A 13,781-nucleotide genomic window follows, 5' to 3' on the forward strand; every position below is an offset into this window, starting at 1 on the left:
TGCTGGAGTTGTAGAGCCGAGCCCATGCTCGGCTGTCCACAGCAGCCGAGCATGGGCTCGGCTCTACAGAAGGCGGCCTCCCGCACGCCTGAATCCGGCGCCACGCCGTGCCCCTGTCAAGCCTTGTGGCAACCCCCTGCCCTCGCTACCCTGACCGGGCACTCCAGCGCTTCCCGACCCCGGCGACGATTCCCGCGTCTGCACCCGGGGCCTGCGCGCTCCAACCTGGTCCGGCATGTCCAACTCCCGCTTCGTACATCTCCACGTCCACACCGAGTTCTCGCTGGCGGACTCGACCATCCGCGTGCCGGCCAAGCCGGACCAGGCTGACCCGAAAAAAGCCAAGCAGGCCAACCTGCTGTCGCGCTCGGTCGAACTGGGCCTGCCTGCGCTGGCGGTAACCGACCTCAACAACCTGTTCGCCCTGGTCAAGTTCTACAAGGCCGCCGAAGGCGTGGGCATCAAGCCCATCGCCGGCGCCGACGTGATGATCGCCGAGGAAGGCCAGGACCCGTGGCGGATGACGCTGCTGTGCCGCGACCGCGAGGGCTACCTGAGCCTGTCGCGGCTGCTGACCCGGGCGTGGATGGAAGGCCATCGCCCCGAGGGCGGCGTGGCCGTGCATCCGGACTGGCTGAAGGCCGGCAACGCCAACCTGTTCGCCCTGGCCGGCCGTGACAGCCTGGCCGGGCGGCTGGCGCTGGATGGCAAGCACGATCTGGCCGAACAGCAGCTGGCCGACTGGCAGCGCGTGTTCGGCGACGGCCTGCACCTGGAGCTGACCCGCACCGGCCGTGATGGCGAAGAGAGCTTCAACCAGTTCGCGCTGATGGCCGCCGGCCAGCGCGGCCTGCCAGTGATCGCCAGCAACGACGTGCGCTTCCTGTCGCCGTCCGATTTCAGCGCGCACGAAGCACGCGTGTGCATCTCCACCGGCCGCGTCCTGGATGACCCCAAGCGACCACGCGAGTACAGCGACCAGCAGTACCTGAAGTCCGCCGAGGAGATGTGCGCGCTGTTTGCCGACATCCCCGATGCGATCGACAACACGCTGGCGCTGGCCGAGCGCTGCAACATCGAGATGCGCCTGGGCACCTACTTCCTGCCCGACTATCCGGTGCCCGACGACGAGACGCTGGACAGCTGGATCCGCAGTGAATCGCGCAAGGGCCTGGCCGCGCGCCTGGAAAAGAATCCCATCGCGCCCGGCATGACCGCGCAGGATTACAGCGACCGCCTCGAGTTCGAGCTGGACACCATCATCAAGATGGGCTTCCCCGGCTACTTCCTGATCGTGGCCGACTTCATCCAGTGGGGCAAGGCGCAGGGCATCCCGATCGGCCCGGGCCGTGGTTCCGGTGCCGGCTCGCTGGTGGCGTGGGCGCTGCAGATCACCGATCTGGACCCGCTGCCGTACAACCTGCTGTTCGAGCGCTTCCTCAACCCCGAACGCGTGTCGATGCCCGACTTCGACATCGACTTCTGCATGGACCGCCGCGACGAAGTCATCGACTACGTCGCGCGCAAGTATGGCCGCGAGCGGGTCAGCCAGATCATCACCTACGGCACCATGGCGGCCAAGGCGGTGGTGCGCGACTCCGGCCGCGTGCTCGGCTTCCCCTATGGCCTGGTCGACGGCGTCGCCAAGCTGATCCCGAACATCCTCGGCATCTCACTGAAGGACGCGATGGGTGAGGGCAAGGACAGCGAGATGGCCTCGCCCGAGCTGATCCAGCGCTACCAGAGCGAGGACGATGTCCGCGACCTGATCGACCTTGCGCGGCAGCTGGAAGACCTCACCCGCAACGCCGGCAAGCACGCCGGCGGCGTGGTGATCGCGCCCGAACCGCTGAGCGAGTTCTGCCCGCTGTTCGCCGAACACGATGAAGAGGGCCGCGGCAAGAATCCGGTCACCCAGTTCGACAAGAACGACGTTGAAGAAGTCGGCCTGGTGAAGTTCGACTTCCTCGGCCTGCGCACGCTGACGATCATCGACTGGGCGGTGAAGGCGATCAACAAGCGCCACGAGCGCGCCGGCATTCCGCCGGTGGACATCACCCAGCTGCCGCTGGACGATGCGCCCACCTACAAGGACATCTTCGCCTCGGGCAATACCGGTGCGGTGTTCCAGTTCGAATCCTCGGGCATGCGCCGCCTGCTGAAGGACGCCAAGCCCGACCGTTTCGAGGACCTGATCGCGCTGGTGTCGCTGTACCGGCCCGGCCCGATGGACCTGATTCCCTCCTTCGTCGACCGCAAGCACGGGCGCGAAGACGTGGAGTATCCCGATCCGCGCACCGAGCGCATCCTGCGCGACACCTACGGCATCATGGTGTACCAGGAGCAGGTGATGCAGATGGCGCAGATCGTCGGCGGCTACTCGCTGGGCGGCGCCGATCTGCTACGCCGTGCGATGGGCAAGAAGGTGCCGGCGGAAATGGCCAAGCACCGCGAGATCTTCCGCGAAGGTGCGGCCAAGGACGGCGTCGGCGAAGCCAAGGCCGATGCGATCTTCGACCTGATGGAGAAGTTCGCCGGCTACGGCTTCAACAAGTCGCACGCCGCCGCCTACGCGCTGGTGAGTTACCAGACGGCCTGGCTCAAGCGCCATTACCCGGCCGAGTTCATGGCCGCGACGCTGTCTTCGGACATGGACAACACCGAAAAGGTGGTCGGCTTCCTGGACGAGGTGCGCAACCTCGGCCTGACCGTGCTGCCGCCGAAGGTGAACCAGTCCGCCTTCATGTTTGAAGCGGCCACGCCGGACACCATCCAGTACGGCCTGGGCGCGATCAAGGGCGTCGGCCAGGGTGCCTGTGAAGCGGTGGTGGACGAACGCCTGCGCGGCGGCGACTACACCGATCTGCTCGATTTCTGCACCCGCATCGGTTCGGCCAAGCTCAACCGGCGCACGCTGGAAGCGATGATCAACTGCGGCGCGCTGGATGAGCTCGGCCACAACCGTGCCTCGCTGATGCTGCAGCTGCCGGAAGTGATCAAGGCCACCGAACAGATGGCGCGCGAGCGCGCGTCCGGCCAGAACTCGCTGTTCGGCGGTCCGGATCCCGGCGCGACGACGATCCAGCTCGACCTGCCGCAAGCCGAGGAGTGGCCATTGCTACAGCGCCTCAACGGCGAGCGCGACACGCTGGGCTTCTACCTCAGCGGGCACCCGTTCGATCCCTGGCGCGATGACGTGCGCGATCTGGTCGGCACCGACCTCGGCTCGGTGGAAAAGATCTGGAGCGCCAACAGCAACAGTGGTGGCGGCGAGAAGCGCTGGCGCCCGGAAGTGCAGACCGTGCTTGCCGGCCAGGTGGTCGGCGTGCGCCGCAAGGGCGAGAGCCAGATCTTCATCCAGCTGGAAGATGGCCGTGGCCGCGTCGAATGCAGCGCGTTCTCCGATGCCATGGCCGAGTTCGGCCACCTGATGACCAAGGACCGCATCCTGGTGGTCAAGGGCGGCCTGCGCGAAGACGAATTCAATGGTGGCTTCGCGTTGCGCATCCGCCAGTGCTGGGACTTCGACGAGGTCTGCGCGAACTACGCCACGCGCCTGTCACTGCGGCTGGACCTGCGCCAGCAGCGACCAGTGTGGGAGCGCATCGACGCCCTGCTCGACCGCCATCGCCCCGGCCGCACGCCCCTGCGCCTGGACCTGCTGCTGAAGGGCCCCGATGGCGGCATCGCCGGCATGCTCGATGTCTCCGGACAGAGCGCGGTGCGTGTCGATTCCAAGCTGATGGAGGCGCTGCGCGCCGAACCGGCGGTGCGCACGCTGAAGGTGCGCTACAGCCCGCCCTGGGCCAGCTGAGGCTGGCCCCGAATCCGTTGTTGTTTTCCCGCTGCATACGTCAAGGACGATTGCCCGCAATGAAGAACCTGTTGTTGCCGATGATGGCCGCGCTTGCGCTGGCCGGCTGTTCCTCCAAGGTCGATTTCGAGATCGACAACCCGACCGATGCGCCGCTGGCGATCAGCATCGATGGCAAGGACCTGCCGGTGGCCGCGCACGCATCGCGGCCGATCAGCCTGGCTGCCGGTGAGCATCAGCTGCACACCGACCGCCTGGGCGAGGTGCGCTTCATCGTCTACGCCGACGGCCGCGGCGGCCTGATCAACCCGAGCCTCAGCGAGTACGTGACCGCGCGCGAGATCTATGTGACCGGCGAGGACAAGCTGAAGAACTTCGGCGTCAGCGGCCTGGGCATCGAGCTGGGTGGGGTCGAGTTCAAGGGACCGTACGAAAAGCACCACGGCCTGTTCATCGACAAGACCTGGAACTTCGGCGTGCGCGAGCCGTTCCCCGACGAGCAGGTGGTTGCCCACGTCGATTCGACCGGCGGCAGGATCAGCACCAAGATCTTCACCGCGCCGGACTTCATCGCGTATGTCGAGGCCGGCATGGGCGAGCCCGGTGCCTACAAGCGCGAGCAGCCCGCCGGTTACGTGGCGCCCACCTACACGCTGCAACCGGCGCCCGCGCTGCCCGCGCTGGACCCGGCCTTCGAGGCCCATGCCGGTCCCGTGCGCGACATCTATGCGCGCTGGCTGAAGGCCACGACGGCCAGCGAGCAGAAGGCCCTGCGCAAGGAAGACTTCCAGGCGCAGATGGCCTTCACCCACGCCACCATGACACTGGGCGCGAAGCTGCCGGTGGCGGCCAACCAGGCCTACAACGACTTCGTGACGATCCGCAGCACCGAAATGGCCCGCAGCGCGCTGGTCCTGCCCTGAACCGGCGGCCGGCGGCCCGACTGGCGCCGCTGGCCCCCACTGCGCTACCGTCGGTTTCCAGACGAAGGCGTACGGGCCGTTCCTGCGCATTCGGCTAGAATTCCCCTCTTCTTTACACGACGGCTTCCGATGAATCCGAACTACCTCGACTTCGAGCAACCCATCGCCGACCTGGAAGCCAAGATCCAGGAGCTGCGCAACGCCAGTGCCGGGCCGGCGGTCAATGTCGAGGCCGAAGTGCATGCGCTGCAGGACAAGCTGCGCGTGCGTACCGCACAGATCTTCCGCAACCTGACCTCGTGGCAGGTGCTGCAGCTGGCCCGCCATCCGTCGCGCCCGTACACCGCCGACTACATCCGCATCATCTGCGATGAGTTCCAGGAACTGGCCGGCGACCGTGCCTTTGCCGACGACAAGGCGATCATGGGCGGCCTGGCCCGCATCAATGGTCGCTCGGTGATGGTCATCGGCCACCAGAAGGGCCGCGACACCAAGGAAAAGATCAAGCGCAACTTCGGCATGCCCAAGCCCGAGGGCTACCGCAAGGCCCTGCGCCTGATGAAGATGGCCGAGCGTTTCGGCCTGCCGGTGTTGACCCTGATCGACACCGCCGGCGCCTGGCCGGGCATCGATGCCGAGTCGCGTGGCCAGTCCGAAGCGATCGCACGCAACCTGATCGAGATGGCCGAACTGAAGGTGCCGATCATCTGCACCGTGATCGGTGAAGGCGGCTCCGGCGGCGCGCTGGCGCTGGGCGTGGGCGACCGCACCGTGATGCTGGAATACGCGGTGTACTCGACCATCACCCCCGAAGGCTGCGCCTCGATCCTGTGGAAGGACGCCGGCAAGGCCAAGGACGCCGCCGAGCAGCTGGGCCTGACCGCGCCCCGCCTGAAGGGCCTGGGCCTGGTCGACAAGGTCGTGCGCGAGCCGACCGGCGGCGCCCACCGCAACCCGACGCAGATGGCCAAGCGCCTGAAGGCCGTGTTGCTGAACGAACTGGAAGCGCTGGATGCACTGTCCACCCAGGAGCTGCTGGACCAGCGCTACAAGCGCCTGCGCAGCTACGGTACCTACGAAGCGGCGTGATCGTTTCCTGACGTCGGATACGCAAAGAGCCGGGCAGACGCCCGGCTCTTCTTGTTTGTACCTCGCACAGCATCCACGCATGGCGTGGATCTACTGGATCCAAGTGACGCCCCTCAGAACGGCTTGGCCAGCACCAGCCACACGATCGGAATGAACGCCAACAGCGGAATCTCGTTGATCCAGCGCAGCGCGCGCGAGGACGGCAGCGCCCTGCCCTTGGCCACACCCTTGAGCAGGCGCCCGATCCAGATGAAGTACGCCAGCAGCACCACCACCAGGCCCAGCTTGGCATGCAGCCAACCCGCGCCGCCCGGGGCGACCATGGTCGGGAAGTCCGGAATCACCTTGTAGCCCAGCCACAACACAAGGCCGAGCACGAACGCCAGGCCGAACATCGAATGGCCGAAGCGGTACAGGCGCATGCCCATCAGCTGCAGGCGCTCGACCACCGCCGGCTGCCCCGCCGTCTCGGACAGGTTCACCAGGATGCGCGGCAGGTAGAACACCGTGGCCATCCACGCCACCACGAACACGATGTGGAAGGTCTTGACCCAGTAGTAGCTCTGCATGCGCTCGCTCCGGCGGCTGGCGTGGATGTCCGCCATTCTCGCATGCCGTGGCAAGGCCACCCCACGTGCAACCGCCGCGACACATCGACGCATGGTGTGCTGCAACGCCGTACGATAGGCGCCGATTTCACCACTGCACCCGATCGCCATGGACAAGACCTACGACGCCGCCTACTTCCAGCGCTGGTACCGCCGCGCCGACATCGGTGGCAGCGCGCGCCTGGCGCGCAAGGTCGCGCTCGCCGTGGCCACGGCCGAGTACTACCTGGAACGGCCGATCCGCAGCGTGCTGGACATCGGCTGCGGCGAAGGCGCCTGGCGCGCGCCGCTGCTGAAACTGCGTCCGAAGGTCGACTACCTCGGCTTCGACAGCAGCGAGTACGCTGTGCGCCGCTATGGCCGGACCCGCAACCTGCACCTGGCCAGCTTCGGCGATTTCGCCTGGCTGCGGCCCTGCGCCCCGGTCGACCTGCTGGTCTGTTCGGACGTGATGCACTACGTGCCCAACCGCGAACTGCGCGCGGGCCTGGCCGGTGTCGCCGAGCTGACCGCAGGCGTGGCGTTCCTGGAGACCTTCGCCGCCGAAGATGAATTCGAGGGCGACCATGACGGCTTCCAGTCGCGTCCGGCCCGCTGGTACCGGCGCGAGCTGATGCGCCAAGGCCTGCAGGCGGTCGGGTCCCATCTCTGGCTGGGACCAACACTGGCCAGTGAAGCGGCCGCACTGGAGCAGGCAGCCCGCTGAATACGGCCTGTGAGTCTGCTTAACGTCCGGGACAGTCGGATGCGCTATGCTGCGCGGCAACATAAGACCATACATATTCGGTCGGCATGCTCTATCAACTGCACGAACTGACCCGCAACCTGCTCGCCCCCTGGGTGCACCAGGCCCAGGCCAACGCCAAGTTCTTCGCCAACCAGGGACACTGGTGGTCGCAGATGCCCGGCGCTGATCGCCTGGCGGCGGTCAATGAGCTGTTCCACCGCATCGGCAAGGATTACGAGAAGCCCGAGTGGGGCATCAACGAAATCGAGGTCGAGGGCGAGCGCGTGCCGATCGTGGTGCACGAGGAACTCAGCAAGCCGTTCTGCAAGCTGCTGCGCTTCAAGCGCCACAGCAATGAAGCCGACCAGCTGCACACCATGCTCAACCAGCCGTTCGTGCTGGTGGTGGCGCCGTTGTCGGGCCATCACGCCACGCTGCTGCGCGACACCGTGCGCACGCTGCTGCGCGACCACCGCGTGTATGTGACCGACTGGGTCGACGCGCGCATGGTGCCCGGCAGTGAAGGCGAGTTCGGGCTGGACGACTACATCGCCTACATCCAGGAGTTCATCCGCCATCTCGGCGTCGAGCGCCTGCACGTGGTCAGTGTCTGCCAGCCGACCGTACCGGTGCTGGCTGCGGTGTCATTGATGGCCAGCCGCGGTGAACCGACGCCGCGCACGCTGGTGATGATGGGCGGCCCGATCGATGCGCGCTGCAGCCCGACCGCGGTCAACAACCTGGCCACGCAGAACCCGCTGTCGTGGTTCGAGAACAATGTCATCCACACCGTACCGGCCAGCTATCCCGGTGCCGGTCGCCGCGTGTATCCCGGCTTCCTGCAGCACGCCGGCTTCCTGTCGATGAACCCGAGCCGCCACTTCAGTTCGCACTGGGATTTCTACACCGACCTGGTGAAGGGCGACCTGGAGGATGCCGACGCGCATCGCAATTTCTACGACGAGTACAACGCCGTGCTGGACATGCCGGCCAAGTACTACCTGGACACCATTTCCGTGGTGTTCCAGGACTTCCTGCTGCCGCGTGGCGAGTGGGTGGTCAACGGCGAGAAGGTCGATCCGTCGGCGATCCGCGATACCGCGTTGCTGAGCATCGAAGGCGAACTGGACGATATCGCCGGCCTCGGCCAGACCGAAGCGGCGCAGGCCCTGTGCAGCGGCATTCCGCCAGAACGCCGTGAACACTTCATCGTCGATGGTGCCGGCCACTACGGCATCTTCAGCGGCCGCCGCTGGCGCGAAGTGGTCTACCCGAAGGTGCGTGACTTCTTCGCCGCGCATGCCGAAGCACCGGCGGCGAAGGCCACGAAGAAGAAGAGCAACGTCACCCCGCTGCGCCGCAAGGCGGGGTAACCCCCCGCCTTGGGGTCGGATCCCTTTCCAACGGAAAGGGCTCTGACCCCAGCATGATGGGATGCGGGGTCAGAGCCCTGTTCGCAGAACAGGGATCCGACCCCGGGCCCGTTACAACCGCACCAGCAGGTTCTTGGCCAGCATGCCGTGCAGCTTACCGATGCCGCGTGCCAGGTGCATCGTCAGCAGCAGCAGCAACACGCCCACCCCTGCAACCACGATGGCCACCAGCGGTGAGGCCGCCATCGGCAGCACGTTCACGTCGTTGATGTAGATGCCGGGGATGTCGCCACTGAAGATCGCCGCCACCGGTGCCCAGATCAAACCCAGCGACAGCGACAGCAGGGTCACCGCGATGGTGAAGTAGATGATGCCCAACGGCAGCATCAGCACGAAGTACAGCAGGGTCAGCCAGGTGCGGCCATCGGTGAAAATGTCGCCGATACGCTGCAGCCAGCTGCGGCTGCGGTCGGTGCACTGCGGCCGGCGCGGCATGCGCTCGCCCAGCAGCGCTTCCACCAGCCGCCCCTCCAGCAACGCCAGTCCACGCACCGAGCCGAAGAACAGCACCGTCAGCGGCACGCCGATGATCAGGATCAGCAGGCCCAGCGACAGCGACAGGCCGGTGACCACCCAGGTGAAGAAGAAGATGCCGGTGGCCAGCGACAACAGCATGTAGAACAGCGCGCCGTAGGTGTGCGGGTCGGTCACCACGCCGAAGAAGCGCGCCAGCAGCGAGCGTTGCACGGGGGCTGCCGGCTGCGCCGCCGGTGCAGCACCGCTGGCCTCGGCCGCTGCACGCAGCACCGGGCCCGTGTCGGCCCGCGGCGTGCGCAGCGCGCGGTTCACCGTGAGCTCGGTTTCGCGATAGATCTCCGCCACCTCGTCCGGTGCACCGTAGCTGCCGGCGACATCGGCGATGACCTCGGCTTCGCTGCGGCCGGGTTGCGCTGCCAGTTCAGAGCGCAGGTATTCCTCGGCGTCGTACAGGGCGTCCTGCACCATCGCCGGATCGGCACCGTCCAGCGCCGCACGCAACTGCGCCAGGTACTGCGGAATGGTGCTGGGCAGGCTGTTGCCTGCCAGGTTCAGGTCGTTCATTGCGGTACCCCCTCCAACACGGAATCGACGGAATCACGGGTGTCGCGCCAAGCCTGGCGCCATTGCTCCAGCACCTCCCGGCCACGCGCGTTGATGCGGTAGTAGCGGCGCGGCGGCCCGCTGCTGGACGGCTCCACATGGCTCTCCAGCAGGCCGGCGCCCTCCAGGTTGCGCAGCACCGGGTACAGCGCGCTCTGCTTGCCACTGAGCACGCCCTCGCCCACACGTTCCAGCTCCTTGGCGATCAGGTAGCCGTACAGCGGCTCCCCGGCGCGGGCCAGCACCGCCAGCAGGGCCAACGAGACCGTGCCAGCACTGAGCTCCTTCTGGAACTTCTTCAGGTGGACATCGTCTTCGGACATGACCGGCCCTCCACTACGTTGAAGTCCACAGTAGTGCGAAGTTCGGTATAGCGAATGTGTCGTTAGTCACTCTGCCGGTTGGCGAGGCGCATTCAGGCCCGACGTACCGACGCGAGCACCTGCGCGGCGACTGATTCCGACAGGGTGTGCCTGCCCTCTTCAAGCCGGCTGGTCAATGCCTGCCGGCGGGGAGCCCCCAACGGTGAGTAGTGCTGACTCACCCGAAGCCAGTTCTCCACCAACCGCAGGTGCCAGGCTTGCTCATCGGTGCGCTGCGGCACCGCGTCCAGCAGTAGATCGAGGTGCTGCCAAAGGGGCAACCTGATCAACTGACTCAGCAGGCCTGCCTGTGCCACGGCAGAAGGACCATCGTGGCAGAACGCCATCAGCCGGACCGGATCCAGCTCCGCGGCCCACAGTGCTGTCGCGCGGGCCCGCAGCGTGCTCACGGTCCGCCCTTGCTCCTCCAGTGCGGCTCGCAGCCAGTCCAGGCTGGCACCGTCCTCGGCCCGCAGCCAGCCGCGCAGGCAGTTGCGTCGATGGCGCGCCGATACCTGGGGCAACAGGCTGCGCAATGCAGGCGCATCCCCGGCCTCGGCGTAATCGCCCAGTGCCTCCAACGCCTGGCGCCAACGCCCGCGCGTACGGTGCCTGAGCTCATCGCGCCACAATGTGATTGCAGGGGTAGCCTGACGCTGTTGAAGCAGCCACGCCGCCAACCTGCGCACGCTGCGCGAACGGTCAAACGCGGCAGCTTCGATGTACGCATCGAGTCCAGGTACTTCGCGTTCGACCAGCGCACGCAGTGCCGCGCCACGCACCCTGCTGGAGGGAGCGGACAATGCTAGCGCGCACTGCGCTTCGACCTGTGCCGGCTCGCCGTGTTCCAGAAGGTGGTCAAGCGCCAGGTGCGAGACATGTGGATCACCGTCCAACAGCGCGTGTGCGCGCAGTTCCGCCAGGTCCGGATGGATCTGAAGGGCGATGGCGTAGGCTGCCAGCCGGGTTCGTGCATCTGGATGACCCAGCAGCCCTTCCAGCACGGCCTGAGCGGAGGGCAATGACAGCCAAGCATACAGGCTGCCCTCGAGCCAATCGCGTTGCACGCGCTGTGTGTCCCGCAAGCGGACGGCAATCGGCCAGGCAGTCAGCACGTCATGCACCGGGCATTGCCCGAGCAGGGGCATCACCACTTCCTGCGCTACCACACGCACTTCGGCTACCCAGTCATTGCAGCGGAGCAAGGCACAGGACAAGGTGAGATGGCTGGGCACCGAGGGCATCATCCGCAACGCGGCTTCGCGCGTGTGACCGTTGCCATCCGAGCCTGCCAGGAACAGCGCCACCGTCTGCACTTCAACCGGCGCATCCGGACAGGCCTGCAGGCGGGCGAGCAGGCCATCATCGTTGGGGGCCCACCAACTGCGTCGCCGCTCATCCAGATTGAACAGCCCTCGCGGCGACAACGTCTGCAACCAGCGCAGACGGTCCACATCTTCATCGACGATCCCCACAAGGATCCGGTCGATCATCGCGCGCAGTGCGGCTTCGGGCGCTTCAAGGTGCGGCATCACTATCCCGTGCCTCCATCGAGAGAACGACCATCGTGCCGCACGCGCATGGATGGGGCCAGCACGTCAGCGTAGCGCAGGCGCGCACTCTCGCGCAGAATCGAAGCCTCGTTCATGTTCCGGGGTTCCCATGCCGCACCGTCGCCGTCCTGCCCTGACCGCCCTCGCCCTGGCCTGCCTGCTGCCTTCGCTGGCCAGCGCGGCCACGCCCTACCGCAGCCCGCAGCAGATCCTCGACACGTCGGCGGCCAGCGACTGGCGCACGCCGGACCCGGCCAACCTGCTGTACATGGACCTGCCAGCCGGGCGGGTGATCATCGAGCTGGCGCCGCAGTTCGCCCCGCGCCATGTCGCCAACATCCAGACCTTCGCCCACGAGCACTTCTGGGACGGCACCAGCATCTACCGCTCGCAGGACAACTTCGTGGTGCAGTTCGGCGATGCCGACGCCGACGATGCAGCCAAGGCCAAGCCGTTCGGCAATGCCGCGCGCAAGCTGCCAGCCGAGTTCGAGCGTGCCAATACCGGTTTGAAGGTGAGCGTGCTGCCGGATCGCGATGGCTGGGCAGCGCAGACCGGCTTCGTCGACGGCTTCCCGGTCGGTCAGGACCCGCAGGCCGGCAAGGCCTGGCTGGCGCACTGCTACGGCATGCTGGGTGCAGGCCGCAGCAACGAAGAGGACAGCAGCATCGGTGCAGAACTCTACGTGGTGACCGGCCAATCGCCGCGCCAGCTGGACCGCAACATCACCCTGGTCGGCCGCGTGCTGAAGGGCATGGAACTGCTCAGCGCGATCCCGCGTGGACCGGCACCGATGGGCTTCTATGCTGACCCGAAGCTGCGCACGCCGATCGTGTCGATCCGTCGCGTCAGTGATGTACCTGTGGCCGAACGCACGCCGATCCAGGTGCTGCGCACCGACTCGAAGACCTTCGCCGATACGGTCGAAGCGCGGCGCAACCGCGTGGATGATTTCTACAAGCGCCCGGCCGGGCATATCGACCTGTGCAATATCCCGGTGCCGGTGAAGTAAGACCGTCGCGGGTTCTGCGCGTGGCGCGTGCTGAAGGTGCTTCACTGTTCATGGGCGTTACTTTTCTTTGTACGCAAAGAAAAGTAACCAAAAGAAACGTTCCGCCGGCTCGCGGTGTGGCGGCGTGTTTCTTTGGTTACTTTCTTTGCACGAGCAAAGAAAGTGACACCTCCCCGTAGCCGCGGAAAAGGGCTCGCCGGGCATGGCCCGGCGCTACCGATGCGTGGGCGCCAATGAGCCTCAGCCCTTCTGGCTGACCGCGACGCTGCCCAGAATCAACGCACCGGCAATCAACATCTGCACCGTCACCGCTTCGCCCAGGAACAACCAGGCGAACGCAGCACCGAACAACGGCACCAGGTAGGTCACCGTTGACGCACGCGACGGGCCGATGCGGCCGATCAGGCGATAGAACATCAGGAAGGCGAATCCGGTGCAGACCACGCCCAGTGCGATCGCCGCACCCCATGCCTTGCCCGGAATCGGGCCCTGCGGCAGATGCGTGAGCGCCATCGGCAACAACCACAATGAGGCGCACGACAACGTGGCAGCGGCGGCCGCAGCCGAAGGCAGACCGTTCATGTGCCGCTTCACCAGGTTCACGCCCAGGCCGTACAGCAGGGACGCCGCCGCACCGGCCAGCACAGCGGTACCAATGCTCAGGCCCGAGATCTTGGCCGTGGCCAGCACCACCACACCGGCAAAGCCAACCAGCAGCGCACCCGCACGGCGCATACCGATCTTTTCGCCGAAGAACAGGAACGCAATCAACGCGGCGAACAGCACGGTCATTGCATTGCAGATCGCACCGATGGCAGCCGGCGCACGCTCTGCGGCGTAAGCGAACAGTACGAACGGCAACGCCGAATTGACCAGACCGATCGGCGCCAGCCACAGCCAGCGGCGCGGCGGGAACTGCGCGCGGGCGCGCCACAGGAACGGCAGCAGCACCAGTGCGCCCAGCACCAGCCGCACCTCGACCAAGGCGAACGGACCGAACGAGGGCACCGCCACGCGCATGAACAGGAACGAGCAGCCCCAGATCGCGCCGAGCAGGGTCAATTCCAGCGGTGTGCGCCAATCACGCTCGGTCGCCTGGGATATCGCATTCATCTTCTGTGTCCGTCCGTCAACGTGGCGCTGGTCTGGCCACACAGGATCGGCCGCAGACGCCCGCTGC

At 66.4% G+C, this 13,781-nt stretch carries 11 protein-coding genes; 6 read left to right on the forward strand and 5 right to left on the reverse strand.

The window, feature by feature from the left end; genetic code table 11:
- Positions 1-235: 235 nt before the first annotated feature.
- The 3 genes from dnaE (at position 236) to ACFX4F_RS06240 (ending at position 5,826) form a co-directional block, all read left to right on the forward strand.
- Positions 236-3,814 (forward strand): DNA polymerase III subunit alpha, encoded by a 3,579-nt coding sequence (gene dnaE, locus ACFX4F_RS06230; RefSeq protein ID WP_099821438.1) that lies wholly within the window; start codon positions 236-238, stop codon positions 3,812-3,814.
- A gap of 59 nt (positions 3,815-3,873) precedes the next feature.
- A complete protein-coding gene (locus ACFX4F_RS06235) occupies positions 3,874-4,737 on the forward strand; it encodes a hypothetical protein (protein ID WP_099821439.1) in 864 nt (287 codons plus the stop codon).
- Positions 4,738-4,866: 129 nt separating this feature from the next.
- On the forward strand, positions 4,867-5,826 hold the full coding sequence (locus ACFX4F_RS06240) for an acetyl-CoA carboxylase carboxyltransferase subunit alpha (RefSeq protein ID WP_049465344.1): 960 nt from the start codon (positions 4,867-4,869) through the stop codon (positions 5,824-5,826).
- A 113-nt stretch (positions 5,827-5,939) separates the two neighbouring features.
- Here the strand turns inward: ACFX4F_RS06240 and ACFX4F_RS06245 are convergent, their stop codons facing one another.
- The gene (locus tag ACFX4F_RS06245) at positions 5,940-6,395 is read right to left on the reverse strand and encodes a CopD family protein (protein ID WP_025877688.1); all 456 of its coding nucleotides are present in this window, start codon (positions 6,393-6,395) and stop codon (positions 5,940-5,942) included.
- 148 nt (positions 6,396-6,543) lie between these two features.
- Here ACFX4F_RS06245 and ACFX4F_RS06250 point away from each other — a divergent pair, with 148 nt between their 5' ends.
- Positions 6,544-7,140: a class I SAM-dependent methyltransferase gene (locus ACFX4F_RS06250; RefSeq protein WP_099821440.1), complete on the forward strand. Its 597-nt coding sequence runs from the start codon at positions 6,544-6,546 to the stop codon at positions 7,138-7,140.
- A gap of 86 nt (positions 7,141-7,226) precedes the next feature.
- Entirely contained in the window at positions 7,227-8,534 is a 1,308-nt protein-coding gene (locus ACFX4F_RS06255) for a polyhydroxyalkanoate depolymerase (RefSeq protein WP_099821441.1), read from the forward strand.
- Between the two features lie 111 nt (positions 8,535-8,645).
- On the opposite strand, the gene ACFX4F_RS06260 is transcribed toward ACFX4F_RS06255, so the two are convergent.
- The 3 genes from ACFX4F_RS06260 to ACFX4F_RS06270 form a co-directional block, all read right to left on the reverse strand.
- Positions 8,646-9,635 carry a sensor domain-containing protein gene (locus ACFX4F_RS06260; protein WP_380653284.1) on the reverse strand — a complete coding sequence of 330 codons (990 nt, stop codon included), beginning with the start codon at positions 9,633-9,635 and terminating at the stop codon, positions 8,646-8,648.
- Positions 9,632-9,997: a PadR family transcriptional regulator gene (locus tag ACFX4F_RS06265; protein WP_099821443.1), complete on the reverse strand. Its 366-nt coding sequence runs from the start codon at positions 9,995-9,997 to the stop codon at positions 9,632-9,634. Before ACFX4F_RS06265 ends, ACFX4F_RS06260 begins: the two co-directional genes overlap by 4 nt.
- A gap of 92 nt (positions 9,998-10,089) precedes the next feature.
- On the reverse strand, positions 10,090-11,568 hold the full coding sequence (locus ACFX4F_RS06270; RefSeq protein ID WP_099821444.1) for a HEAT repeat domain-containing protein: 1,479 nt from the start codon (positions 11,566-11,568) through the stop codon (positions 10,090-10,092).
- 130 nt (positions 11,569-11,698) lie between these two features.
- On the opposite strand from ACFX4F_RS06270, the gene ACFX4F_RS06275 reads away from it, so the two are divergent.
- Positions 11,699-12,601 carry a peptidylprolyl isomerase gene (locus ACFX4F_RS06275; protein WP_380653289.1) on the forward strand — a complete coding sequence of 301 codons (903 nt, stop codon included), beginning with the start codon at positions 11,699-11,701 and terminating at the stop codon, positions 12,599-12,601.
- A 240-nt stretch (positions 12,602-12,841) separates the two neighbouring features.
- Here the strand turns inward: ACFX4F_RS06275 and ACFX4F_RS06280 are convergent, their stop codons facing one another.
- Positions 12,842-13,714: a DMT family transporter gene (locus ACFX4F_RS06280; protein ID WP_380653292.1), complete on the reverse strand. Its 873-nt coding sequence runs from the start codon at positions 13,712-13,714 to the stop codon at positions 12,842-12,844.
- Positions 13,715-13,781 lie beyond the last annotated feature (67 nt).

The organism is Stenotrophomonas sp. YIM B13575, assembly GCF_042787595.1.
Taxonomy (GTDB): Bacteria; Pseudomonadota; Gammaproteobacteria; order Xanthomonadales; family Xanthomonadaceae; genus Stenotrophomonas; species Stenotrophomonas lactitubi_B.

Excerpts from the sequence above, each read along its gene's own strand:
- ACFX4F_RS06265 (WP_099821443.1), bottom strand. The coding sequence starts at position 9,997 with ATGTCCGAAGACGATGTCCACCTGAAGAAGTTCCAGAAGGAGCTCAGT.
- ACFX4F_RS06250 (WP_099821440.1), top strand. The coding sequence starts at position 6,544 with ATGGACAAGACCTACGACGCCGCCTACTTCCAGCGCTGGTACCGCCGC.
- ACFX4F_RS06245 (WP_025877688.1), bottom strand. The coding sequence starts at position 6,395 with ATGCAGAGCTACTACTGGGTCAAGACCTTCCACATCGTGTTCGTGGTG.
- ACFX4F_RS06270 (WP_099821444.1), bottom strand. The coding sequence starts at position 11,568 with ATGCCGCACCTTGAAGCGCCCGAAGCCGCACTGCGCGCGATGATCGAC.
- ACFX4F_RS06275 (WP_380653289.1), top strand. The coding sequence starts at position 11,699 with ATGCCGCACCGTCGCCGTCCTGCCCTGACCGCCCTCGCCCTGGCCTGC.
- dnaE (WP_099821438.1), top strand. The coding sequence starts at position 236 with ATGTCCAACTCCCGCTTCGTACATCTCCACGTCCACACCGAGTTCTCG.
- ACFX4F_RS06260 (WP_380653284.1), bottom strand. The coding sequence starts at position 9,635 with ATGAACGACCTGAACCTGGCAGGCAACAGCCTGCCCAGCACCATTCCG.
- ACFX4F_RS06280 (WP_380653292.1), bottom strand. The coding sequence starts at position 13,714 with ATGAATGCGATATCCCAGGCGACCGAGCGTGATTGGCGCACACCGCTG.
- ACFX4F_RS06235 (WP_099821439.1), top strand. The coding sequence starts at position 3,874 with ATGAAGAACCTGTTGTTGCCGATGATGGCCGCGCTTGCGCTGGCCGGC.
- ACFX4F_RS06240 (WP_049465344.1), top strand. The coding sequence starts at position 4,867 with ATGAATCCGAACTACCTCGACTTCGAGCAACCCATCGCCGACCTGGAA.
- ACFX4F_RS06255 (WP_099821441.1), top strand. The coding sequence starts at position 7,227 with ATGCTCTATCAACTGCACGAACTGACCCGCAACCTGCTCGCCCCCTGG.